This is a genomic window from Affinundibacterium danionis (genome assembly GCF_042432465.1).
Lineage (GTDB): Bacteria > Pseudomonadota > Gammaproteobacteria > Burkholderiales > Burkholderiaceae_D > Undibacterium > Undibacterium danionis.
The window spans coordinates 257,466-283,066 of sequence record NZ_JBHLXJ010000009.1 but is presented as its reverse complement, the minus strand read 5'-3'; the positions used below and the strand labels follow the sequence as shown (position 1 = coordinate 283,066).

General features: G+C 46.1%; 20 protein-coding genes. 4 read left to right on the top strand and 16 right to left on the bottom strand.

The genetic code is table 11. The features are described 5' to 3' along the window. Positions 1 to 158: 158 nt before the first annotated feature. The 3 genes from ACFFJH_RS09460 to ACFFJH_RS09450 form a co-directional block, all read right to left on the bottom strand. Positions 159 to 827, bottom strand: coding sequence for a hypothetical protein (locus tag ACFFJH_RS09460; protein ID WP_390211903.1), 669 nt, complete (start codon positions 825 to 827; stop codon positions 159 to 161). A gap of 168 nt (positions 828 to 995) precedes the next feature. Beyond that, positions 996 to 2,030 carry an AraC family transcriptional regulator gene (locus tag ACFFJH_RS09455; RefSeq protein ID WP_390211902.1) on the bottom strand — a complete coding sequence of 345 codons (1,035 nt, stop codon included), beginning with the start codon at positions 2,028 to 2,030 and terminating at the stop codon, positions 996 to 998. A gap of 25 nt (positions 2,031 to 2,055) precedes the next feature. Continuing rightward, positions 2,056 to 2,979 (bottom strand): GGDEF domain-containing protein, encoded by a 924-nt coding sequence (locus ACFFJH_RS09450; protein ID WP_390211901.1) that lies wholly within the window; start codon positions 2,977 to 2,979, stop codon positions 2,056 to 2,058. A gap of 454 nt (positions 2,980 to 3,433) precedes the next feature. On the opposite strand from ACFFJH_RS09450, the gene ACFFJH_RS09445 reads away from it, so the two are divergent. The 3 genes from ACFFJH_RS09445 (at position 3,434) to ACFFJH_RS09435 (ending at position 9,301) form a co-directional block, all read left to right on the top strand. Next, the gene (locus tag ACFFJH_RS09445) at positions 3,434 to 6,022 is read left to right on the top strand and encodes a TonB-dependent receptor (RefSeq protein WP_390211900.1); all 2,589 of its coding nucleotides are present in this window, start codon (positions 3,434 to 3,436) and stop codon (positions 6,020 to 6,022) included. Between the two features lie 135 nt (positions 6,023 to 6,157). Continuing rightward, positions 6,158 to 8,110, top strand: a complete 1,953-nt coding sequence (locus ACFFJH_RS09440; RefSeq protein ID WP_390211898.1) for a phytase — start codon at positions 6,158 to 6,160, stop codon at positions 8,108 to 8,110. Positions 8,111 to 8,401: 291 nt separating this feature from the next. Continuing rightward, entirely contained in the window at positions 8,402 to 9,301 is a 900-nt protein-coding gene (locus ACFFJH_RS09435; RefSeq protein WP_390211896.1) for a dienelactone hydrolase family protein, read from the top strand. 48 nt (positions 9,302 to 9,349) lie between these two features. Here the strand turns inward: ACFFJH_RS09435 and pssA are convergent, their stop codons facing one another. The 12 genes from pssA to ACFFJH_RS09375 form a co-directional block, all read right to left on the bottom strand. After that, positions 9,350 to 10,711 (bottom strand): CDP-diacylglycerol--serine O-phosphatidyltransferase, encoded by a 1,362-nt coding sequence (gene pssA, locus ACFFJH_RS09430; protein ID WP_390211894.1) that lies wholly within the window; start codon positions 10,709 to 10,711, stop codon positions 9,350 to 9,352. Between the two features lie 230 nt (positions 10,712 to 10,941). Further along, positions 10,942 to 11,307 (bottom strand): VOC family protein, encoded by a 366-nt coding sequence (locus ACFFJH_RS09425; protein WP_390211892.1) that lies wholly within the window; start codon positions 11,305 to 11,307, stop codon positions 10,942 to 10,944. 23 nt (positions 11,308 to 11,330) lie between these two features. Next, positions 11,331 to 11,885 carry a DUF5946 family protein gene (locus tag ACFFJH_RS09420; RefSeq protein ID WP_390211890.1) on the bottom strand — a complete coding sequence of 185 codons (555 nt, stop codon included), beginning with the start codon at positions 11,883 to 11,885 and terminating at the stop codon, positions 11,331 to 11,333. A gap of 69 nt (positions 11,886 to 11,954) precedes the next feature. After that, positions 11,955 to 12,506, bottom strand: coding sequence for a cob(I)yrinic acid a,c-diamide adenosyltransferase (locus tag ACFFJH_RS09415; protein WP_390211888.1), 552 nt, complete (start codon positions 12,504 to 12,506; stop codon positions 11,955 to 11,957). A 186-nt stretch (positions 12,507 to 12,692) separates the two neighbouring features. Continuing rightward, positions 12,693 to 14,387 (bottom strand): aminotransferase class V-fold PLP-dependent enzyme, encoded by a 1,695-nt coding sequence (locus ACFFJH_RS09410; protein WP_390211886.1) that lies wholly within the window; start codon positions 14,385 to 14,387, stop codon positions 12,693 to 12,695. Between the two features lie 118 nt (positions 14,388 to 14,505). Further along, complete coding sequence (locus ACFFJH_RS09405; RefSeq protein ID WP_390211884.1) at positions 14,506 to 15,915, bottom strand: sensor histidine kinase; 1,410 nt, start codon at positions 15,913 to 15,915, stop codon at positions 14,506 to 14,508. A 97-nt stretch (positions 15,916 to 16,012) separates the two neighbouring features. Then, positions 16,013 to 17,350 (bottom strand): sigma-54-dependent transcriptional regulator, encoded by a 1,338-nt coding sequence (locus ACFFJH_RS09400; protein WP_390211883.1) that lies wholly within the window; start codon positions 17,348 to 17,350, stop codon positions 16,013 to 16,015. A gap of 211 nt (positions 17,351 to 17,561) precedes the next feature. Further along, complete coding sequence (locus ACFFJH_RS09395; protein WP_390211881.1) at positions 17,562 to 18,809, bottom strand: ABC transporter permease; 1,248 nt, start codon at positions 18,807 to 18,809, stop codon at positions 17,562 to 17,564. 18 nt (positions 18,810 to 18,827) lie between these two features. Next, the gene (locus ACFFJH_RS09390; RefSeq protein ID WP_390211879.1) at positions 18,828 to 20,141 is read right to left on the bottom strand and encodes an ABC transporter permease; all 1,314 of its coding nucleotides are present in this window, start codon (positions 20,139 to 20,141) and stop codon (positions 18,828 to 18,830) included. Between the two features lie 17 nt (positions 20,142 to 20,158). Next, the gene (locus ACFFJH_RS09385) at positions 20,159 to 20,887 is read right to left on the bottom strand and encodes an ABC transporter ATP-binding protein (protein ID WP_390211877.1); all 729 of its coding nucleotides are present in this window, start codon (positions 20,885 to 20,887) and stop codon (positions 20,159 to 20,161) included. 43 nt (positions 20,888 to 20,930) lie between these two features. Next, the gene (locus tag ACFFJH_RS09380; RefSeq protein ID WP_390211875.1) at positions 20,931 to 22,199 is read right to left on the bottom strand and encodes an efflux RND transporter periplasmic adaptor subunit; all 1,269 of its coding nucleotides are present in this window, start codon (positions 22,197 to 22,199) and stop codon (positions 20,931 to 20,933) included. 194 nt (positions 22,200 to 22,393) lie between these two features. Further along, positions 22,394 to 22,855, bottom strand: a complete 462-nt coding sequence (locus tag ACFFJH_RS09375; protein WP_390211873.1) for an Lrp/AsnC family transcriptional regulator — start codon at positions 22,853 to 22,855, stop codon at positions 22,394 to 22,396. Positions 22,856 to 22,996: 141 nt separating this feature from the next. On the opposite strand from ACFFJH_RS09375, the gene lysA reads away from it, so the two are divergent. Next, positions 22,997 to 24,247 carry a diaminopimelate decarboxylase gene (lysA, locus tag ACFFJH_RS09370; protein ID WP_390211871.1) on the top strand — a complete coding sequence of 417 codons (1,251 nt, stop codon included), beginning with the start codon at positions 22,997 to 22,999 and terminating at the stop codon, positions 24,245 to 24,247. 154 nt (positions 24,248 to 24,401) lie between these two features. Here the strand turns inward: lysA and ACFFJH_RS09365 are convergent, their stop codons facing one another. Next, positions 24,402 to 24,917 (bottom strand): PH domain-containing protein, encoded by a 516-nt coding sequence (locus ACFFJH_RS09365; protein WP_390211869.1) that lies wholly within the window; start codon positions 24,915 to 24,917, stop codon positions 24,402 to 24,404. Positions 24,918 to 25,601: the final 684 nt, after the last annotated feature.

Sequence of the window (25,601 nt, the reverse complement as noted above, 5' to 3'; positions counted from 1 at the left end):
GTTAATCGATGGCTTAAGAATAAAGATCTCAACAAGTTTTGAAAACGAATAATTTCAGGTTTGTTTATTTGGTTTTTGATGTATTTAAGCTGGAGGATCAACTTAATCCAAAAGCCAAACTTGGGGATCGGCTTAATTCAAAAGCTAATCAATCAATATCAATTCCAAGTCGAATCTGGCAATTTTTCATCAAGTGCTTTTCCGGGTGCACATTGATCTGAGTAATATTGACCTGTCATGCCGCCTATAGCAGCGCGATCTTGATACCCTTGTGTGTAATAGAACATACCGTTTTCTTTAGCAAGCGTAGTAGAAGTGATACCCAGTAATTGCGCAGCACGGGCATAACGTTGAATCGCCTGGCAATCTGTCTTTGCTTCATCTCTTTCGCCACGAATATGCATGGCTTCATGCGCAAAAATTTGTATGCTAAAGACGCCTTCCCGCGTCATTTTTTCGGGATGATCTAAGTGGTCCATCAGTCTGCCACACCAAGGATGTTGAAAAACAATACGTCCGGTTTCTATCTGCGCATGGCCCGCTGCAAAAACCTGGCGATCAAACATGGTGTCAAAGACCGTGTTGCAATGCACGTGAGCCTTACTTGATTCCGACAGAATTATTGCCTTCTCCGTCAAGAAGCGCTCAAAAGCCCAATAGCGCAAAGGCATATAAGCAAACGCCGCAGCAATAACGAAAGTGGTCAATACGTAAGGTTTAGAAATAACATCATTGGGAGAATCAAAGCCCGCACGTGGTATGAAGCCATAATAAATTTCGCGCAAACCAAGCCAAAAAAAGAATATAGATAGTGCCCACCACAACATAATTGATTCGCTATGAAAGTATTCTAAATATCGCGGCTACGGTAATGCCTGTTTTGTCGCCATCATACCATCACAAAAATCCATCATGAAATTAGCAAAAACGGGCAAACCGAAGCGCTAGATATTAGCGCTGGTTTATAGGCTATCACTACTCATGTCTTCTCGCAGTTATCTATCCAAAGCAAACCGCAAAGCACTCGGCGTCAATCCCGTCCATCGTTTAAATGATCGCCTGAAATTCGTCGCATCGTGAAAGCCGAGATAGCTAGCCACGGCCTCATTATCCATACCTTGAAAATGGAATAGATAAAGTACCATATGAGTACGTACTTGATCTAGCTCTGCTTGAAAATGGGTGCCGTGCCTTGCTAGGTGACGTTTGAATGTCGCGCTGCTGCATTCAAAATAGTGCGCGGCATTTTCTAGGCTTGGCGCACAACGTAAATTCAGGGCGAGGTAGTCATACAATTGAGGAATAATACTTTGCGCCTGCGGTATTTTCTTTGATTCCGACATTAACTCGCGTGTTGCTTGTTGCACCGCCAATTGTGCGCTCACTTCATTCCCACGCGGCCATGTAAGATCCAAATACTCACTGGGAATAATCATCGCATCTAGATAGCAATCAAAGCGCAAATCACGTCCTAGATGAACTTGATGCTGCTCTATATGGCTAGCGCGACTACGGTTAAAACAATAGCGCCATGGCAGGCGCTTTTCACTCAACCAACGACACATGGCTGTCACGGCAGTCATATGCATTTCCACCAAAAACGGCAACATCGCAGGCGCGCCCCATTGATCCATCCAATACAAAATCATCTGCCCATTTTCTTCTTTTAACCTAGGCGTTAACAGCGGACACAAACTGGACTGAAACTGCACTAAGATGTGCAAAGCTTGCCGCAAATTCTGCGCATGTAGTAGAGCCTGACTAGCATATCCATAGTGCCCCGGCAGCATATGCTGACCGAGAATAAAACTGGTATCACTGCTATTGAGACTGCGCGCCATATGCTGTAGCAAATTCAAATATTGTTCTGGACTGATCAAGCGATCCTTATCCAAAAAGTCATCGGCGCAGAGTTTGCTGGCTCTGCGCAGGCCAGCCATATCCATATCGAATCGTTGGGCGCTTTGCCAAAGCTGCAGAGCATGATGTTGCGCGTACAGGCAATTATCATGGCTAGCGACGTAACTCATAGTAAATTATTGAGTCAGTCTAAAATTAAATACAAGCTGGCGAGCGTGATACTCGCACAATAGCTGCTGGCATTTCATCCAAGCTCGCGCTTCGTTCAAGTGGATCAAGACGCTCTAATAAATTGTCTAAACCATCGCCAGCCTCACTACAGACCGCACGCATCGTCATTTGGATTTGAACTTGCCGACTCTGCGTATAGAAATGCATCTGCGCGACCATCGCGCACAAGTGATTTAATTTTTTCTGGGCTTCGACCGGTGTGGTGGCTGGCATGTAGATAGCAAAACGGTCTCCTGCATAACGACATAAGACATCTTGATTGGACAAGTTAAGCAGTAGCATGTGTGCCACCGCTTGCAATGCTCGATCACCTTCATCCACACCGTGCTCACGATTGAGCAGATGGAAGGAATTAATATCAAGTAAAGCGACACAGTTAGACACATCAGAATGACGTTCTTGCTCCATCAAAATCAAGCGACGCAGATAGTTGGCATCCACCAATTGGGTGACACGGTCAAAAGCTTGATGATCGCGAAATAAGCGCTCGCGTTTTTGCAAATGCTGATTCAGCGAAAATTGTTCGTGACGCCAAAAATATAAACCCGCAGTCAGCACCAACATACCGCCCAAGGTGAATACCGCCTCCAACCAATGATCCCAAAGTTGTTCTTTGCCGATTTTGTAAAATTCGTCTAAACAATCCGCCCACGCTCCCAGCATAATCAAGGCCATACCGGCGGATAACAAGTAAGTCACCTTGCCACGAGGCCTGCTGCTTAGCGTCATTAAAAACCAAACACCTGCCATCAATGCAGTGCCACCCTCAGCAATGACGTCTAGCCAATCTACTGTGGGCTTCACCACGCCTACGGTGCTATATGCAGCAAAGGTGGAGAGTAAGCCGAGTAACAATAGCGCAACGGGAGTCTTATGGAGTGCAAGCATGGTCATACCTGAGTTGGATTGAGTAACAACAAATCGGTCAATCAATCAATTAATTAATAAATCGCGCGAGAGTAAGCCTTGAGCATGACAAGCCAATGACATCACCACAGATTTTTTATTTTTTGTGAGACTTACTCAAAATAAAACAACACAGGTGCAAACGGCTCAAAAAAATTTCTGCAGCGATCTAGTTCAATAGTGAACGGAAAATTTATTGAACGTTTACGGCCTTGCGCACACCTCGCATCCATTCTGTCCGAGCCTAAGACAATCAAATTCTTAGCTGGTCATTTCAGCTCAATTCAAGACAATTAGCTGGAATAAAGTAGAGAAAAATCGAGACAAAACAGGGGATATCCAGCTTAGCGAGTTGTGGCTCATCTAGCTGTAATGTAACTGACATATTTGGATTCTAGACTGCGGGCTTTTCCATTCTCAATCCAGCCAGCACATCATGAAAATTCATCCTCCAACAACAACGCAAGTACAACAAGCCATTTGGTCAAACCCTGCTTCAAAGCTAGGCAAGCTCAGTGTCATTAGCCTCGGCGTGCTGTGCATGATGCAAGCACAAGCCCAAAATAATGCAAGCATTGCGCTGAGCAGCAGCGAACCACAAAGCGTTACCATCAGTGGACAGCGCGCCAGTATGCGCAAAGCCTTAGAACTACAAGAAAAAGCCGACAATATTGTGAGTGTCATCAGCAGTGATGATATTGGCGCCTTACCTGATAAGAACGCGGCAGAAGCTTTAGCGCGTTTACCTGGTGTCTCTGTCCAACGCGATCAAGGTGAAGGACGCTATATCACCGTGCGCGGGCTCGGCCCCGATCTGAATGCGATCACCATCAATGGTGCATTGATACCCTCACCGGAAGCGAGTCGCCGCGCAGTGGCACTCGACGTACTTCCTTCCGGCATCATCCGCACTTTAGAAGTGATTAAAACCTTGCGTCCGGATATGGATGCGAACTCTTTAGGCGCGACCGTCGAAGTCAAAGCACTGACTGGATTTGACTTACCACAACAAGTGATGGCCATGAATGCCGGTATCAGCTATGACGAAAACATCAAAAAAACCAGCCCTAACTTAGGACTATTATTTGCGGATCGTTTGCTCGACGGTCGATTCGGTATTGCGCTTGGACTCAGTGCAGAGAAACGAAAATTTGGTTCAGATAATTTAGAAACCGGTGGTGCATGGAGCAACGGTAAGTTAGCCGGTTTTGAACTACGCGACTATTTGCCAGTACGTGAACGCCAAGCATTCGCCTTAAATCTCGATTGGCGTCCATCTGGTGATAGCAGCTATTTCATGCGCAGCTTTTTAAGCAAATTTAGTGATGATGAAGTGCGTGATCGTCTCACTGTCAGCAATGTCAGCGGCGGTGCATTAAGTGAAGGCGTACCAGCCACCGCTCGACTGGAGCGTCGCTTGCGCCAACGCAAATATACGCAAGAAATTAGCTCCGTCTTGCTCGGCACAGAACAGCTTATTCAAGGCTGGAAATTCGAAGCCAATATCGCCCAAAGCACAGCATCAGACGATACCCCTGATGCTTTGAATGACGCGCGTTTCCGCGGCACGGCCAACTTTAACGATATTAGTTTCACCCAAACCAATTTACCCAAACTGAACGCACCTGCTAGTGCTTATGACGCCAGCAAATTCGCGTTAAATGCATTGACTTTCCAAACCCGATTTTCGGATGACAAAGAACAACATGGACGGCTTGATCTCGGCAAAACATTTTCCTTTGGTGAATGGGATTCAAAACTAAAATTCGGCATCAAACGCAGTCAGCGCAATAAGAAGAATGATACCGACCAATTCGCGTACAGCAGCAACGCCAGCGCCGCCAATTACTGGGGTGCAGGCGCGACTTCCATGTCGGCTTTCGTCAATAATAATAATAATAATGAACTCGATTACCAATTAGGTCGAATCGGACTCGCACTCGATCCAGTCGCATTGCGTGCACGGGTGGCAAACGCCAATCGTAACGCAGCCCGTTCAGTCACAGAATCCACCATCAATGATTTTTCTATTGATGAAAATATTGATGCCGCCTATCTACAAAATGGCTTTCATTTTGACGACATGAGTCTCTTAATCGGCACCCGTCTGGAGCGCACTAAATTTGATGCAGTCGGCAATAAAATAGTCGCCGGTATCAGCACGCCAACTCAAAGCGAGCGTTCCTACAGTAATTGGCTGCCTACTTTACAAGGACGCTATGATCTAGATGCCAAAACCAGCCTGCGTGCAGCATGGACCAATGCCGTGGTACGCGCTAATTTCAGTCAATTAGCACCTGGCATCAATTTAATTAGTAATACCGAGGCACAAATTGGCAATCCCCTACTCAATGCCATGAAAGCCAGTAATTTGGATCTAGGTATAGAACGTCGCCTAGAAGATGATGGCAGCGTGTCGGCTTATCTGTTTCATAAAGATATCAAGAATTTTACCTACACCACCAATTTAGCGGGCACACCAGCCTGGGCTAATTACACCAGCGCGATCAGTTATGCCAATGGCGACAAAGCTAAAGTGCATGGCCTTGAGTTAGGCTATAGCCAGTCTTTACGACAGCTGCCAGCGCCTTTTAATCATCTAATTTTTTCAGCGAATCTCAGCTTGAGCCGATCTGATGCCACGGTCGGACGTTTTGACAAAGCTAGCAATACTTACAAAACGCGCAGCATACAATTACCTGGGCAGTCTGATCGCGTAGGTAATCTAATGCTAGGTTACGAAGACGGTGCGATCAGCACGCGCCTCGCGCTTAATTACAAATCGCCCTACTTGTTAGAGCTAGGTGCAGACATATTGGCAGCAGATCAAGAGCGCATGGTCGACACGCAAAAACAAATTGATTTCTCCATTGCCTATCAGCTTAATCGCCGCTATCAAATTATCTTTGAAGCGAATAATTTGAACAATGAAATTTACTATGTCTACCAAGGTACGAAAGCATTGAATGCGCAATATGAACAATACGGGCGTACTTATAAAGCGAGCTTAAAAATTAATTTTTAAGTAGATCAATCTAAGTTTACGAAGCGGTAACCGTGCCACTAATTCCTGTTTTTTTCAGTCTTTTTTGATCTGTTTCCTCGAATCGAAATCGGCTTTATAAAACAGGACTCACACATTTTTTAATAATTTTTGTTTATGCAAAATCAAATCAAAAGCAACTTAACTTGGTGGCGCGCTCCGGGGATAACCTCACTCGCTGCTCTGTCATTGCTGATCGCGCTGCCCGCAAAGAGCGCTCATTCCGTAAAACCGACTCAACAGAAAATACCTTCACTGCCTGATTTCGTCCAAAGCTCATTAGATTTTCGTGCATTACGGAGTGGCGATTGGTTGGTATTAGATAAGAAGTCATTACGCTTACTGACGGCAAATGGTGCCGAGCGCGCCGCTTATAAAGTACGCGCAAAACATTTTGATATTCGAGAAAGTGTCGACCAAGGCTTAGTGGTTTTGATCGATAGCGATACCCAGCACGCTGTACAGATCAGGGTTCAAGACGGTAGGCTAAGCTTAGCAATGGAATTGCCAGCACCTTCGGGGGCGCTGGAGTCTAGCTGCTTGTATCGCGATACTCAGCAACTCATGCATCTGTTCGTGATCGCCAAAGACGGTCATGCACAACAATGGTTGCTCGACAACGCAAAACCACAACTAGTACGCAACATGGCGTTACCAGCCAACGTGAAATTCTGTGAAGTTGATGATCTGACCGAGACGCTGTATGTCAACGAAGAACATTTTGGCCTATGGGCTTACGCGGCACAATCTGAAAGTAGCGCAGCTCGCAGCGCAGTAATATTACGCCAGCCTTACGGTCCATTGAAGGCCGGCGCGCATGCCATTCAAGGCATACGTGGAGGCATTGCGGTTCTGGATCAAGTAGGCAAAAATATTAGCGTACTAGAATCCATCCAGAAAAAATCTGCACAAGCAGCATGGAAAATCACTGGTCGTCTAAAGCAACAGCAATATGCGAATTGGCCGAAACAAGCCGGTTTGCTGCGTTCCACAGAAAGCGAACACGCGATCACATTTTTCTTACGTGACGATGCTAAAAAATCCTGGTTCGCACTCAACACCAAGCGCCTGATTAAGAATCCATCATCCACACAGAATATCGACACCATTCCCGTGTTGATTCCACAAACCCAAACCGAAGAAATGAGTCGTCTCGGCGATGCTGCCGATGATCCTGCCATTTGGCGTCATCCTATCGACAGCCGACTCAGCCGCGTACTGGGCACAAATAAAAAGCAAGGATTATTGGTCTACGATCTGCAAGGTAAGCAAACTCAACTGTTAGAAGTAGGACGTCTCAACAATGTCGATGTCCGTCAAAATATCCAATGGCAAGATAGTAGCAGCGATGTCGCTATCTCCACCCAGCGTGACGACAATAGCTTAGTAATCTTTGACATCGATGCGAATGGCATGGTGAACGAGGCGAGTCGTATCGCAACCGGTATGGAAAAAATCTACGGTACTTGCCTCTATCAACCGAATAGCGGTGGCCTAGAAGCTTTCGTCAACGACAAAGAAGGACTGGTACAACACTGGCGTATCACAAAACAAAATGGCCGTTATACGGGCACCCAACTGCGTCACTTCAAGATCGCGACGCAACCTGAGGGCTGCGTGGTGGACGACAAAAATGCACGTCTGTTTATCGGTGAAGAAAAACGCGGTGTCTGGCTTGCCGATGCCGATGCAAAAACCAATAAGCCATTACAGTTGATCGCCAAAGTTGACCAACATTTACATGCGGATGTTGAAGGCCTCGCGCTGTATCATGGTAAGCAAGCGAGCTATCTAGTGGTGTCGAGTCAGGGCGACAACAGCTATATCATTTACAACGCGCAAGCACCGTTTGCTTATCGCGGCAAATTTCGTATAGGTTTTAATACCGCACGCGGCATTGACGGCAGCTCAGAGACCGATGGTTTAGAAGTCAGTTCGGCCAATTTTGGCATACCGTATGAAGATGGTATTTTGATCGTACAAGATGGACATAAACGTTTGCCCGATGGTGCGCAGAATTTCAAATACCTAGACTGGAAGCAAATTGCGCGGGCGCTAAAGCTAGAATAATTGGCTCAGAATCATACTCGTCTATCAATTTGATATTTGATGCATAGATTTACAACGCGATTTTCATGTATTCATTATTAACTGTATATCGCCAATATGCGCTAAACAAGTCATATTCAAAAAACGAGAAACTACGTTACAAACGAGCGCATGCAAGCTAGGCGTTTTATGTGTATCGTTGTGGATGCGAGCCACTTATTGAATTAACTTATTGAGTTAAGGTATTAAGTCGGCTTAAGTTCCGGTAAGCGCATCCAACAACACATTCAAACACCGACGAGGAGAACAAGAATGGCACAGCAATTCCCTAGCAAAACCGCAAAAGATTTTCATCCTGAAGTATTAAAACTATTTGATCAATACGTACACGGCGGCTTGAGCCGTCGTGGATTTTTGAGCTCGGCGAGTAAGTATGCCGCAGGTGTCGTGACTGCTGAAGGCCTGCTGCAAGCCCTGAGTCCCAATTTCGCCATGGCGCAGCAAGTAAAAGCCGACGACGCACGGATTGTGGCTAGCTATGTTGAATATCCATCACCCAATGGCTATGGCACTTTACGCGGTTATTTAGTCAAACCTGCCAATGCCAAAGGCCCACTTCCTACGGTATTAGTCGTACATGAAAATCGTGGTTTAAATCCGCACATAGAGGATGTCGCACGTCGTGTCGCGCTCGATAATTTCATCGCCTTCGCCCCCGACGCTTTATTTCCTCTAGGCGGCTATCCCGGTACCGAAGACAAAGCGCGTGAACTATTTCCTAAATTAGATCAAACCAAAACTCGCGAAGATTTCATCACAGCTGCTGGCATTCTAAAAACCATCGCTGGCAGCAACGGTAAAGTGGGTGTCGTGGGATTTTGCTATGGCGGCGCGATTGCCAATTTTCTCGCAACCAAAATACCTGATCTCGCCGCCGCAGTCCCATTCTATGGCGGCGCACCCGCTTTAGATACGGTGGCCAATATTAAGGCAGAAGTATTAGTACATCATGCCAGCAAAGACGAACGTCTGGTAGCAGGTTGGCCTAAGTATGAGGAAGCTTTAAAAGCGGCTGGCGTCAAATATCAGAGCTTTGTTTATGAAGGTGTGGAACACGGCTTTAATAATGACACCACACCGCGCTTTGACCAAGCTGCTGCGAAGTTAGCATGGACCCGCACACTGGACTTGTTTAATAGGACTTTGCGCTAAATCGCCCAGCTAAGTTAAGTTAAGTTAATTTACTTAACTTAGCTTAGCTTACAAGACACGGTACGCGAGATGATCTAAACGTACCCGGCTCAAGCGCTGCAATAATTGTCGTACTTTGTCTGGATAATCTTTGAGATTTTCCAAATCACGATAATGTTGCAGCGTTTTAGTATGTTGCATGATGCTATCTAATTCAATTTGCCTTTGCGCTAATAACTCGCCCCGTGGGTCGGTGAATAACAAGGCATTTTCCAGATCAAGGCTAAAGGCCCGTGGATTTAAATTATTGCCCGTCACGAGCGTGTACCGATCATCAATCCAGACACCTTTTAAATGATAGGTATTGTCGCCGTCTTTCCATAGATGGACTTGCAATGCGGTACTACTTATTTCTGCCTGATGTTTTTTAACAAAACGTCGCAAGTTGACTTCATACAAATAGGGCAAACAACCTATCGCTTTATACGTTTGCTCTGGTGGGATGTAAAAGTCATTGGCAGTTTTATCACCGACTATGATATGAATTTGGACACCACGTTTAAGCGCACGATTCACTTCACGTATCACGGGTCGAGGAAAATTGAAATACGGCGTACAGATCGTGATCTTTTTCTGCGCAGCGGCTAATAATTGGCACAAACTGCGATTTAAAAGATTATTCTTCCCCAAACCAGAGAGTAGCGAGACACTCAGACTCCGCGTATCCTGCACAGATTGATTGCTCGGCAATTGATAAGCAGCGCTTTTTAGGTGCTCGCGCAAACTACGCATTTCACTCCGCAACTCTTTCGTCTTAGGGATTTCTTCCAGATCTAAACGATGCACGGCAGCCGACGATAAAATGTGACGACGTACCCACTCCACCATGCTATTGGCTAAACGTGCATCTTCGATCAACCAGTATCGATCATGACGATATTTCTCAAACTGCTGTAAATACACGTTATTGATACTGGCACCGCTATAAGTCACAGTGTCGTCAATTACAAAGCCTTTTAAATGAAATACCCCAAACAATTCTCTGGTTTGGACAGGCACACCGTAGATAGGAATCGCCGCATCGTTGAGCGCACTTTGAGTTTGATACCAAGCAGCATTGCCTGCGACTTTACCAGACACTTTTTGTTCGCCGATCAGGCCTCGTTGTGCTCTATGCCAATCAACTAATACATGAATTTGCAAGGCAGGATTGGCACGTTTGGCGGCGTACAAAGCATCCAAGATCATCTGCCCTGCTTCGTCATGTTGCAAATATAAACTGCACAGATAAATTCTATGCTTGGCCTGCGCTATCTGCGCTAACAAACTTTGTCTGAATTGGGTGGCACTGTTTAAGATTCGAATGGACTCAGGCTGAATTGCGATTTGCGGGAGATCGCCTAGTTGCGAACGGAGTTTAAAAAGACGCATGGATGTGCTTAGGCTTGAGGCAGATAATGAACTAAAGGCGAACTGAAATTGGGATCGAACTCAAAATACAAATGAAAGCGAAATGAAAGTGGATAGATCGATTATAACCAGAGAACAGTAAGTTTAGGGTCGAACTATTTCTCTACAAGAGCATCACGAATTTATCAGGCTAAAATAATTGTGTGCTTGATATGGTGGTGCACTGCACTTACTTAGCGCTGATAAGGCGTCTACTTTGCCTTATTAAGGGCGAGAACGTCGTCATCTCGCATAAACGCCAAATAGTAGCCATTGCAATCACGTACCGCAAATTCTCTGGTGCCATAAGGCATATCTTGCAGCGGCCATGCTAATTCAGCGGTATTTTTTATCTGAGCGAAATACTGTTCTACATCAGGTACACTGATATAGATCGTGCCGGACATCTGCAAGCCTTGCTCCCACAAATCGAGTTCGGTGAAGATAATCAGGGTATTGAATTTACTGACTCGTAAGGACAGCTCACTACTTTCGACCACATCGAAATGTAAGATGTTCCGATAGTAATCTCGGGTTTTTGGTTTATCGATACATCGTAATAAAAGTGACAGGGACACTTAGCTCTCCCACGACAAGTGACTTATGACGCCGCAACGCTATCCTTCGTCCACCGTTGATGAAATAATGTAGCGAGTTTGCGGGCAATGGCGTGATTCTCTGAAAAGGAAGCATAGACTTGTTCTGCCCATTGCCACACCAATGCGATGTATTCCTCTTCCTCTTGGCTAGCATCCACATCAATCACCGTGATCGTTGGCTGATGATGAGCATCTGCCTCGACTACCACTTCATCAGGATGATGTCGTTTGTACTCATCTAAAACTTCATTGAGTAGGGTCGTTAGGTCGTAAGTCCATTGAACACCATCTTGCAAAATCAAATGCAAACGGGTCAAGTGAAAGTGATTATTCCAACGCCCATGGATTAGAGTATGTTGCAATGCATGCGCATCGACGCAAAGAAAAATGGTCATGTGTTGTATACCTTTTTCCTGACTGATCTTATGCGTGATCTTGCCAGCGGTATTAACACATTCAGTAATGCCATGCAAAGTATCAGAACCACAAAGCTGACACTGACCATCTTCGAGTATTTCTAAATCATTCTTCGCTGCCTGCTCTACCCATTTTGGCATAATCCACCTCCATTGCTATGACGCATACCGAGACTTCATGTCCATGATAAAACAGGCAGCCAAATTAAACTAGCGTTGCCGTTCTTTTTCCCACAATACATCGCTACCGCCAGCGAAACGATTTAACACACGTGACAACACAAACAATAAATCGGAAAGACGATTCATGTACTGACGTGGTGCATCGTTGATGGTTTCCGCTTTTCCCACGCTAACGATCGCTCGCTCGGCGCGTCGGCACACAGTACGACAGACATTAGCCATAGACGCAGCGCGCGAACCGCCTGGCAGAATAAAATCTTTGAGAGGTGGCAGGTCGGCATTATATTTTTCCAGCAAAGCGTCCAGGCGCGATACTTGTGCTTCTGTCACCATGGTGAAGCCGGGGATGCACAATTCGCCTCCCATATCAAACAAATCATGCTGTATAGAAAACAATTCTTGTTTCATTACTTCCGGAATATCTTCACAAATTAAAGCGCCGATATGGGAATTAAGTTCATCCACATCGCCCATTGCATGTACGCGCAGAGCATCTTTATCAATCCGTGATCCATCGCCTAAACCCGTCGTGCCCGCATCACCAGTGCGCGTAGCGATTTTTGAAAGTCTGTTGCCCATAGTTTGACCCAATTAGGATAGAAAATACCTATTTTAGCAGTCAATTTTTACCACAGGCTTGATACCACTATCGGTAGCAATGGTAATTGAGGCAATCCATTTTATGCTGCAGACTTTCCCTCAAGCTTCAAGCTAAATTTAAGCTAGATCTATCATAAGAATAGGGATGAGCGATATACGCTGGGTCTAATGCGTTGAGCTTAAGTAGGAAATTAAATCCCTGCTTAGTGCATCTAGTTGTGTTTGATCGGTATGTCCCATCAAACAAATCTGCAATAGATTATTTTTAATCAAATATCCGCTGCGATAGCTGAGTAAAAATCCACGTTCTGCCATGGCATCACCGCAAGCGCCTGAGGCAATATTATCGGGCAATTGCAAAGTGAGTACAGCAGGCGAACTTTCAGCGGCAGGATTCAAGATACGAATCCCAGCGACCTGCAAACTAGCGCGCAGGCGTATAGAAGCATGAGCAATCTTATCAAATCGGCTGGATGAAATTTGCAATAAAGCTTGCCGCAAGGCAGATACCAAATTGGAAGAATGTGTATAGGGAATGCCCGCATTGGCACGATACACGCCCAAGTCAAGATAACGCGGAATATGGCGATCAGGCTGCACCTCATGCGAATACGCGACGATTGCCAATCCCGGATACGCGCCAATCGCTTTTCCACTGACCGTGGTTGCCAGATAAGCGCCGCTGACATCAACTGGAACACAGGCAACGGAACTGGTGCAATCAACGCAGAGTTTAATATCCAAACTATGGCACAGCGCTTGGATCTCCGCGAGAGGATTTAAAATACCACTTGAGGTTTCGCAATGCGTCATCCATAGCCACTGCGGCCTATTTTGCATCAAAACTTGGCGTAAAGCTGGCAAGTAAAAACTCTCCCCAAACGCAGCATGAAAAGTATGAAAGTCCAAATCAAAACGCTGTGCGTGATCACACAAACGTTCACCGAATTCACCATTGACCAGTATCAAACCCCGACTATTCAATCGCTTAAGCTGCGCTGCGACGACGTCGTTAGCCAGCGTGCCGCTTCCCAAAAAAATCTCTACCTCGCGACTACCGATTAGCTGGCATAGTCGCGCTTTGGTGTCGCTTAGCAGTGAAAGGAAAGCCTCCGCACGATGCGACACGGGAGCTTTAGCAAAAACCATTTGAACTGTAGGATGAATTTCAACCGGCCCAGGTAAAAAACTAATCACTCGCTGACTGTCACTTTGACTTTCGCTTTGATTTTCGCTACAGCTCTCACTACAACTCTCAATTGGTCGCTCGTCGACAACATCCTTAAGTCCACGGCGGCCTTGCAAACGCTGTTGCATGCGCAACGCTGACGCTAATACCAGATACATAGGTTGATACATAGCACCAGGCTTACCGACCAAATTAGCAAATGCAGTAAAACCCATATTGGCGTATAGCTTCTCTTGCAGCAAAGTAGCTGAAACAACCGCCAAAGTGAATTTCTGCTGCAAGCTCGTGGCTAAAGCAAATTGAAATAGTTTAGCCAGAACACGGGTATGACGATAATCAGGTTCAATAGCTAACAAACGAATCTCACAGATTTTTTGTATCTCACCTGGCGCCGCCACTGGCAAGTACTGATCTAGTTTTTCAACCTTACTATCAAGTGAAAAAGGGCGCGTCGCACGCGTGGTCAGCATGCCTACCAAGTTATTCTCAACCAGCGCAATAAAATAGGTATTTTCATCATGAAATTTATCGACCAAACGACGCTCAGTATTGACTGCATGCTGCGGTATTTCTTCAACAAAGGTTCGATAATTTAAACGATGTATTTGCTCAAATTCATGCGCTTGATCGGCAATTTTGACGTGTATCTTGGGAATTGGCGTCGCCATCATTTACTCCAAAAAATTATGAGGCAATGTTAACGACTATCAAGGAAGAGCTGACATGCAAGCGTCGAAGTAGCGTTTCATAACACCCATAGTACTAAAAATTGGATGGCCTTGATTGCAGTTAAATGGGCAAAATCAAGCTCACGGTTAAGCCGCCGCCATCACGATTATTCAGCATAATGCGCCCACCATGAGCCTCGATTATTTCACGGGCCAAGGCCAAACCTAAGCCTGTACCATGACGTTTGGTTGAGTAAAATGGCACTAAGGCATTCGACATCACGGTGTCGCTCATGCCGCTGCCCTGATCACTGACTTCTATACGCACGCCTTCCACCATGGGCTTGACTTCCAAAGTGACGCCCGAAGACGGGGAGCCTGATTCGAATGCATTTTTTAAGAGATTGAGCAGCGCTTGCTCCATTTGTGCCACGTCAAACATCAGATTTTCTTCTGGCAAGCGTCCCACTAATTGAAATTCCAATTGTGATTGCAAACGTCCAATGAAACTGTGCCAATTAACACTCTCCAGACGCGGCGTCGGCAACTTCGCAAAACGCGCATAGCCATGAATAAAGCTTTCCAAATGCTGCGCCCGTTCTTCTATAGTCTTCATAATCTCGGGCAGGCGCTCATACTGTCCGCGACTGATTAAGGCGCCTGCTGAGTTCGCCAGTGAAGCCACTGGCGCCAAGGAATTATTCAGTTCATGACTGATCACACGTATGACTTTTTTCCAGGTTTGAACTTCCTGACGGCGCAACTCTACCGTTAGATGCCGAATTAAAAACAATTCATGCTCTGTGCCATTTAAGGTAAAACTACGACGCGACAAATGATAAATCTCATCTTCGTCGTTGTCTTCCATCGTTTGATCTGACATCGCATTATCGCCAGCATGGCCGACATTCACGGTAAAAAGCCCATCGCCACCATGCGCCATCGCTTCCCGCAAAGAATGCGAAACTTGTTGCAGAATTTGTTCTAAAGTCAAACCTTCGAGCTTGCGACCACTGTTCAGCAATTGTCGCGCCGTGATATTGCCGAACACGACATGACCGCGGAGTCCAATTAATAGCATCGCCACTGGTGTGTTTTGCAACATGCTATCGAGCAGTAATTCTCGCTGCACCAAATCAAGCCGCTGCTCGCGCAATACCTGGCCGAGATCATTATGCGCATCGACCAGATCCGCTAATTCATCATTGCGTTGCCAATTCAAGCCAAACGAAAAATCACGATCTTGATAGCTCAATACCGTTCCGCTCATAGCACGAAACAGTTCAAGGATAGGACTTAATTGCGCTCGCACAACAAGGATAGTGATAGGGATAAAAATGAACAAACAAGCGCCCGCGATCAAGATGCGGTCGTTGGGAAAGAAATAATCCAAAACAGCAGCAAAGCTTAATGCCAAGCTCAAGATCAATATCAATGTCAAAGATAAACGAGCCGCCAACGAGACTCGCATGCCGCGCGCGGGCTTATGGTTCTGCGCTAGATTGCTTGCGTTATGAGGAGGTAGGTTCATAGCGAAAAATAAAACGGAATTACCAGATTATGCCTCTGATTAGCGACTCCATGGCATCGCAAACTAGCGTATAGGACGAAATGGTACTAAGCGCAATTTAGGAACGTGAAATATTGAGACGTTCCATACGTCGATACAAAGCCTGACGACTCAAACCCAGATCGGCAGCCGCTTGGGCGACTACGCCACGCGCCTTACTCAATGCCTGCTCTATCGCCTCTTTATCTGGCTCCGCCTCGCTACTGGTGACAAGATTAGAAACGACAGGCAAACCCAAATCCTGCGCCTTTATTTCATCGCTGCTTGAGAGCAAACAAGCGCGCTGCATGACGTTTTTTAATTCCCTCACATTACCCGGCCAGGTGTGGGATAGCAAACTAGATTGCGCTGTTCCACTGAGACATTTGCCTTCTTCCAAAAAAGCATGTGCCAACGGCAAAATATCATCTGGACGTTCTGCCAACGAGGGTAAATTAAATTGAATCACATTTAAGCGATAAAACAAATCTTCTCTGAATTGCCCGGCCTTAATCATCGCCGGCAAATCAGCATTGGTCGCACTGATCACTCGCACTTTAACCTGACGCTCTTTATTCGAACCCAGCCGTTCAAAACGCCCCGTTTCTAATACGCGTAATAATTTAATCTGTCCAGCCAAAGGTAGGTTGCCGATTTCATCTAAAAATAAAGTCCCACCGTCAGCTGCTTCAAACTTGCCTTCGCGTGCTTTAGTCGCGCCCGTGTAGGCGCCCGCCTCGGCACCGAACAATTCAGCCTCAATTAATTCAGCGGGAATCGCCCCGCAATTGAGCACAACAAACGGACCGTCTTTGACCTTAGAATTGGCTTGCACGATTTCTGCAATACGCTCTTTACCTGCGCCATTCGGGCCGGTAATTAAAATCGACACATCCGATTTCGCGACCTGACAAGCCATACCTAAGACACGCTCAGTAGCTGGATCTTGCCAAACAAAATCACGCAGATCGTACTTGGTTTCTAATTCGCGTTTTTGCTTACGCTCGCGTTGAACACGGTGTTGCAGAGCACGATTCACCTGCCCCAATTCAATCAGATTTTTGACACTCGCCACTAGACGTTGATCATGCCAAGGCTTTGCCAAATAGTCAGCCGCGCCAGCTTTAATCAAATCAACCGCCGCATCAAGATGGGTCCAAGCGGTCAATAAAATCACGGGTAAATCAGGATGCTGAGCGCGAATTTTTTTAAATAAGCTCACACCTTCCTCACCTGAAGTCGTGTCTTCCGTGAAATTCATATCTTGTATCACCAGATCAATCGCATGCTGTTCTAGCATTGCCAGACCTTGTTCGGGGGACTGCGCACTGAAACTGCTGATATCGTGCAAAGACAACAGCACATCCAGTGCCATCGCAATAGAAGGATTGTCATCAATAATTAAAACACTGGGCATGAGATTAACTTCAAAATAATCAGGTTAGATGTCTACACAAGTCGTTGATCGAATTCTAAGTGAGAAGTACAAATTGTAGGGCGGGTGCAACCCACGCCGCCAGACCATCATGCACCTGAGCAGCGCGGGTTGCACCCGCCCTACGAACTCACCAACTGATAGCCAACTCATTTGCAGCCTTGTTGGCAACTGGAACTAGCTAAATTTAATACTATACGCCACGGGTCGCTGTCGCAGGAGAAATACTTGCGGCACGCCAAGCTGGTGCATACACCGCGAGTACACCTAGTATCCAGAATACCAAAGGCGACAAGAAAAGATAGCTGACTGGCAGTTTTGGCAATTCAAACTGTCCTACCAACACGTAATTTAAACCTAGCGCCAAAGCGATGCCAAATACAATACCACCCGTGGTAATCAACCAATTTTCGGCGATAAAATAGGCCAAGACATCGATACGACGAGCACCTAAAGCACGACGAATACCAATTTGCTTACGACGCTGCGCGACCCACAAGGTACTCATACCGACGATGCCGCTAGCCGTCACGACAATTAATAATAGACTCACGGCCAACAACATCCACGCCAAACCCTTCTCACTACGATAACGATCGGTACGGAATTTTTCCATGCTCGTTGCTTTGGCATAAATAGGTGTTGCCGAGGCTTTACGCAAGGCTTCTTCGACTTCCTTCATCACACGATCACGTTGCCCAGGTTCTGCACGCACCGCATAACCGTCCCAAATTTGTCCGGTCACCCGTGCTGGCAAGATAGTCGCAAATTCACCATTCGAGGTAGCCTGTGCGCCAGATGTCTGCAAAGTTTCGACCACACCTATGATGGTTACCGCATTCGCATTACTCCCGGTGCCGAAGAAATACTCTTTTCCCACGAATTGAGACTGACCGGGAAACAACTTCTGTGCTAGCGCTTTACTCACGATCACTTTCTTCGAAGGCTCCACTTTAATATTAGGATCAATTTCGACAAAGTCACCTGCTTGGAAATCTTGTCCTTCTATTAGACGTAATTTCCAGGTCTTAATCAGTGAGTCGGGTGATACAAACATACCGGTTGTAGCAGTTGGCACGTCCTGTTTACGATCTACAGACACAGAGGTATTGCTACCCGAACGCGATACAGGAAAAGAGCTAACACGTGCGACAGACACGACACCTGGTACTGCACGTATCGTATCGGCTTCACGTTTTTGTAAAGCGATCTGATCTTCGTGTCCACCTAAAATCTGATTTCTCACATTCACCCTGAAAACTTCCTGCTCATCTGCAATGCCACTCGGACGCGCGGCAACATCAAGGCGCAGATTAACAATATAAATCGCGTTCACCAGAATGGCTAAGCTCAAAGCGACCTGTATCGCTACTAGTACCGGCCCCAATTTATTACGCATCATGGCCGAAAAAATCGGGCGTAATTCAAATAATGTATTCATAGTATTTTGTTCCCACTTTTATTGAGATTTCAGTTGTATCGCTGGCGTCACCTGACAAGCACGCCAAGTGGGTAATAAACCCGCGATCATCGCTGCACTCACTGACATGAGGAAAGTCAAACCTAACATCGCCCAATCCATGTGTGCCACCACTGCTAAATCTTTCGACTGCAATGCAATTAACTGCAAAGCACCGGCTGCCAGTAATACGCCTAGCAATGCGCCAACCAAGCCAACCACTGCAGTTTCAATCAAAAATTGCGTGAATATTTCCTTACGCGATGCTCCCAGCGCACGTCGAACGCCAACTTCCGAAGCACGTACTGAAAACTTCGCCAGTAATAAACCGACGGTATTGACTAGGCAAAGCAAGAGGAAGCCAAACGCTAACCATGCTGACAGACGACTATCATCGCCAATCACTTGCATTTCGACCAAAAACTCACGCACATTAAATAAGCGATTTTTTGCCTGACGTTGAAAACGGCCTAACTTAAACTGCTCTGCGGCATAGCTGTCCAAATAATTTTGCAATTCTGCGCGTTGACTTGGTGATTTCAATTCGAACCAAAAATGAAACCAAGTACATTCAGAATTTAAGCGCCCTTCCCAGCCTGGTTCTGAGCGTCCAGTACACCCCATGCTGCCACTATGTGCAGTTTCACGGCGTATCGCATTACTCAAGGGAAGCATAAAATCTGGCTCTTCCGTAAATGCGCCTTCACGACCATTAAAAATATAAAATTTTGGTTTAGGCGCCCAATCGTTACTGACACCTATCACCGTAAAATCGCCTTTTAACATACGCAGCTTTTGCCCCACAGGATTGACTGTGCCAAAAAGCTTCTCAGCCATTTTTTTACTCAACACCACCACATCAGCCGAATTTTTATCTTCGGAAGCTTGCCAAGCTTGTCCACTAACAAAGGGAATGTCAAACATGGCAAAGGTGTCTGCGGTAACGGCTAAGCCTTCCATCGACATCGCCCCCAGATCTTTACGCTCCGGCTCTGCCGTTGCCTCAATCCCATACATCGCGGCACGACGTTCGCCTTGCTTACTCAAGAGTAGATTGCTGATATCTTTATAGGTAAATTGGTGATCATTCGGCTCGTCACCTGGCGTATAACCTTCCTTTGGTCCCGGATCGAGAATCGCCGTAAATAAACGATCACTTTTTTGTGGAATAGGATCACCCGACATGACATGCAATATCGTTAAAGTAGAAACGCTAGCAGCCACACCAATCGCAAGCGTCAAGACCATCAATGCGGTCAGAACCGGATTGCGGCGTAAGCTTTTTAAGCCAAGAAAAAAATAGTATCGAAACATGATGAGTCCTATCTGGCTTAGGCAATATGCAAATTGGTTTCAACATTGTGGTGATCAACCACGAGACTAGGCGTCTTACGTACCAAGTCCGATACTTGGCCATCAATGATATGGACATTACGTTGGGCACGCACCGCCAACTCGGGATCATGAGTCACCATCAGTATGGTGGTACCTCTGGCGTTAATTTCCTCCAGCAATTCCATCACGCTACGCGCCATTTGGGTATCCAAATTACCAGTCGGTTCATCGGCTAACAATAATTTGGGAGAACCGGCCAATGCACGGGCTATCGCTACCCGCTGCTGCTGACCACCGGACAACTCTGCCGGATAGTGCTTCATGCGAGAGGACAAACCTACTTGTGCTAAGGCGTCTTCGATACGCTCTTTACGTTCTTTCGCCGCTAAGCCGCGATAACGTAAAGGTACATCGACATTGTCGAATAAATTCAAATCAGGAATTAGATTAAAGCCTTGGAAAATGAAACCCAATTTTTCGTTACGCATTTTGGTACGCGCATTGTCGTCCATGCGCGTGACGTTAATACCATCGAGATAGTATTCACCGCCGGTGAATTCTTCTAACAATCCAGCGATATTTAAGAAAGTCGTTTTACCAGAACCCGATGGTCCAGTTACCGTCACAAATTCACCTTGCTTAACGTGAATTTCAAAACCGCGCAGTGCGTGGGTTTCTATCATGTGGGTGCGATACACTTTGCTCAAATTTTTCATATGTAACATGGCATTTCCTTTTTTTGAATTTTGGCGTTTGGTTTAAATTTAACTAGTTATTCAGTGACACTTTTTCTGCATTTTCAAACTGATCAGTTCCTGCTACAACGACTTTATCGCCCTCTTTTAAACCCGATAAAATTTCTACAGCCGAGATACTCGTGGCACCTAATTTAAAAGGAATGCGGGTGGCAATATTGTTTTGCACCAGATAGGCGAATCGACCGCCTTCACTCTCAACAAAAGGACCACGCGCTAACATCAAGACATTCGGTTTTTCTTCTATTAATAGGCGTGCTGACACACGTTGGCTTTGGCGTAATCCGGATGGTTGAGGACCATCAAAACGTACTCGCGCCAACACTTGGTTTTTCACTACTTCCGGAGACAGCGCCGACAGTTTGCCTTTTGCGCTGACGCCGTTAATCGTGATTTCTGCCGTCATTCCTAAACCCAAATCAGCCACATAGGTTTCTGGAATTTCCAATTCCACTTCTAGTTGAGATAGATCGACTAAAGTCATCAAGGCGGTATTGGCAGCAACGACACTGCGATTGGCGACAGATAAGGTACCTACCATGCCATCGACAGGCGCTTTCAGGCGCAGCTCATCCACTTTACGTTTTGCGTCGTCGCGTACTAAGCGTTGTTGCTCTAACTGCGCGCTTTTAGTTTTGAGATTTAAATCGACGTCTTCATTTTCTAAGCCGGTCGCGGCTTCTGCATGCTTTGCTCGAATTTCCGCAGTTTTTAACGCGTCTTGCGCACGCATATAATCAATCTTGGAAATCACACCAGAAGGACCAGCTTTTTCAAAACGTTCGAAAGTACGAGCGGCGGTGATACGCTCAATTTCAGCCTGATCCGCGTCGCGACGCGCGATCAATTTTTGTTTGCGCGCAAGAATTTTTTGGCGCGACACTTCGGCCTCAAGTTGATCATAATTGGCTTGCTCACGTTTAAGCAAACTGGTCAGATCAGGCGACTCCAATTCGGCGACGATATCGCCTTTTTTGACCATGTCACCGGCTTTGACTTTCAAAGTGACCGTGCTCGGCGCAGTTGAATATAAGGTCGGGCTGATGGCGGCGACCATACGACCATTCACTGCAACATCGCGTACTAGAGTCCCACGTGTGACTTGCGCGATTTTGATGCGAGAGGCGTTAATCGATTTGCTGCTACTGGCAAATGCACGCAGCAAAAAAACACTAAGAATAAGGAAAGCGATGGCAAAGACAACCGCCACCACCAGTTTCTTACGACGCCAAAGCGGTGGCGCTGCAATCACGGCATCTTGACCTGAAGTATCACGAATCATATTGCTTCTCACTAAAAAGTTATCACGGACAAGCACTCTTTAGCAGGAAGCATGCCAACTCAAAATATTGCGCTAAGCATTTGATTTTATGGCGTATTTATTATTTCAGGTGAGAACAACAAGATGTCCGCGACCACTATACGGACGGTCATGGACACTGGGCGAACAAACTATACTTTTGGGCTCAATTCACGTTAATCCTTATTTTCATTGAGCGATGGTACGGCGATAGCTTTGCCAGAAACATGCGTGGTCAATACGATAGCGGTAGAGGTAGAACCGAAAGCATTGAGTTCATTAATAATACGCTGCAAATGTTCAACATCACTCGCCAACACCCGCATCACCGCACCATCCTCACCTGTCACGGTATAGCAATCAATAATCTCAGGACAGCTAGCGACATACTGTGCATAGGGTCGGCCTTGCTGAGTCGAGACGCGAATCATGGCGGTGATTTCATAACCGAGCGCTTTAGGATTAATATCAGCGCGATAGCCGCGAATAATATTGCTCGCCTCCAAGCGTTTAATCCGTTCAGAAACGGCAGGCTGACTCAAATGCACTTGACGCCCTAGCTCGGCATGCGACATGCGTGCGTCTTCTTGCAACAATTGCAGGATTTTTTGATCGTATTGGTCAATTTTTGGATTCATAAGCAAAACCTCGGAAATTCTGACGAATTCACGGCGAAAGCAATCTCTCACCTTTGAATGCCCATTCAATTTTTGTATTGTACGCGCTACAGTAATGCAATTCCAATTCTCATTTCTTCTCATCAAAACGAGATCTTTCACATGAAAAACGCCATCACCGCCGCCCACATCAGCCACATCGCGCATGAGTTTCAAACCCCTTGCTGGGCTTACGACGCACAAATGATACGTTCACAAATTGAGCGCTTGCGCCAATTCGACGTCATCCGTTTTGCGCAAAAGTCCTGCAGTAATATCCATATCTTGCGTCTGATGCGTGAGCAAGGCGTCTTAGTGGATTCGGTTTCTTTAGGTGAAGTGGAACGCGCGCTGGTAGCAGGCTTTGATCCGCAAGCGGACGCAACACATGCACCTATTGTGTTTACCGCTGACCTGCTAGACCAACACGCCTTAAAACGTGTGGTGGAACTCAACATCCCAGTCAACTGCGGCTCACCGCAGATGTTAGAGCAATTGGGACAAGCCCATCCCGGTCATCCAGTCTGGATCAGAATCAATCCCGGCTTCGGTCACGGCCACAGCCGCAAAACCAATACCGGCGGCGAACAAAGCAAACACGGCATCTGGCACGAAGAACTACCGCAAGCCTACGCACTGATTCAACAATACGGCTTAAAACTAATAGGCCTGCATATGCACATAGGTTCAGGTGTGGATTACGATCACCTGCAACAAGTGTGCGATGCAATGATCGCCCAAGTCCAAGCCTGCCCAATTGATATTGAAGCCATCTCTATAGGTGGCGGTTTGTCCATTCCTTACCAAGCAGACGAACCTGACGTCGACACGACCCATTATTTCGAGATCTGGGACAAAGCCCGCACCCAAATCGAAGCGCATCTGGGTCACAAAATCAGTATGGAAATTGAACCCGGTCGTTTCTTAGTTGCGCAATCAGGCATTCTGATCTCCGAATTGCGTGCGCAAAAACAGGTTGGTAGCAATTACTTTGTCTTTGTCGATGCGGGCTTTAATGATTTAGTACGCCCTTCTATGTACGGCAGCTTCCACCAAATTACCGCACACACTACGGACGGTAATTTACGCACAGGTGCAACGCGACCCACCGTAGTTGCCGGCCCATTGTGCGAATCAGGCGATGTATTTACTCAAGAAGAAGGCGGCGTAGTCACGCATCAAGATTTACCGCCATGCGAAGTGGGCGACTTAATCATATTCCACGACGCAGGTGCCTATGGCGCCAGCATGTCGTCGAATTACAATTCACGACCTTTGATTCCTGAAGTGTTGGTGGATGGTGGTGAGGTGCGTTTGATACGCCGGCGTCAGAGTATTCAGGAGTTGATTGGGTTGGAGATTTTAGAAGAATAAATTAATTCGGACTTTTGCGCCCGTTCTCTTTATTAAAATAGCAGATGGGCGCTTGAACAAACTGCTGTAGTGCCACAGAACTAATTTACTTCATAGAATGACGAAAACATTTACATCACTGCGATAAGCTTGTCACATCAAGTTAACTTGCAGATTAAGCGCGCTTTAAAGCATCAAGCACAGCATTGGGATTGCTTACACTTACAAGCAATGAGGTACCTGACTTAGCTGGCAAATACAGTACCTGAGAACGATCTGTAAGCACCACAAAGATCACTTGTCCATCCTGAGTAGAAAAATGTCCCGCATTAATTCCAGGCAAACTAACACCACTCCGACGCCAACTTAACTTCGCATCGGGAATAGATTGGTAAGGTCCGATCTGTGCACGGCTCAAATCAAACTTATCTAGGCTACGTGCGTAGTTATAAAAATAGTCGGCACGAACCAATAAACTTTTCCCACTTAATACAAACGCATTATCAGACATCATAAGCGCTATCCCGAGCATTATAGGTACAACAAATAATGCTGCGATACCCGACTTTTTCCATGCCAAGGCGACACCCTCTTTCCGCAACCACAGCAAGGGAATGCATGCGGCAACAAGTGTGACTCCAACTAATACCACGTACGCACTAAATCCGACCGGTGCAAGTTCGAATGTCATTATTTTTCCCCTTTGAGATATTTTGGGACCGCGAGTGCAAACCAAGACTACACTTAAATGATCAATAAGATTGATATTTTAGGCTCAACTAAGTTGTGCAACCGTTTAACTCGGCGAGTTCAGCGATTTTGAACTAGAGATCAAACAACTTGAAATTTCAAATACGATATTCTCAATATTCAAATAAGTTGTGTACTGAGTTTAACGGTCAAGATAAATCCCTGAGCAAGAACTTATGCCAGTTCTGAGCGGGTATAAGGTTTCCGCTGTTGTACGGAGGATCGCTGCCAGCAATGCAGGCTTTCCCCCCTCTCAAAAATGCATAGCCGCATTAGTTGCATTAGTAAATTTACACAGGGATGCGTAGCAGGCTACGCAAAGTAGCTACTGGCAATACCTCGTAAAAATTCAACGAAATTTTATCTTCTCAAATTAACAATCCGACCTCGCGATGTCGATCCCGTACATCGCGCAGGTTTATCTTCGGTTTCTTAAATTTATCTTGTTGAATACTTATGCACAATCACACTCGCTCCGCTGGCTCATCGCTTCATCGAAATTCACTACAGCACTCACTACCTCACTCGCCACTTCACTCACATCGTAGTTCGCCGAGCCACATCGGACCTCATGTTTTTTTACGCCATTTTAATGCCGCTTTTGTTATTTTATGTGCGGGTTGTA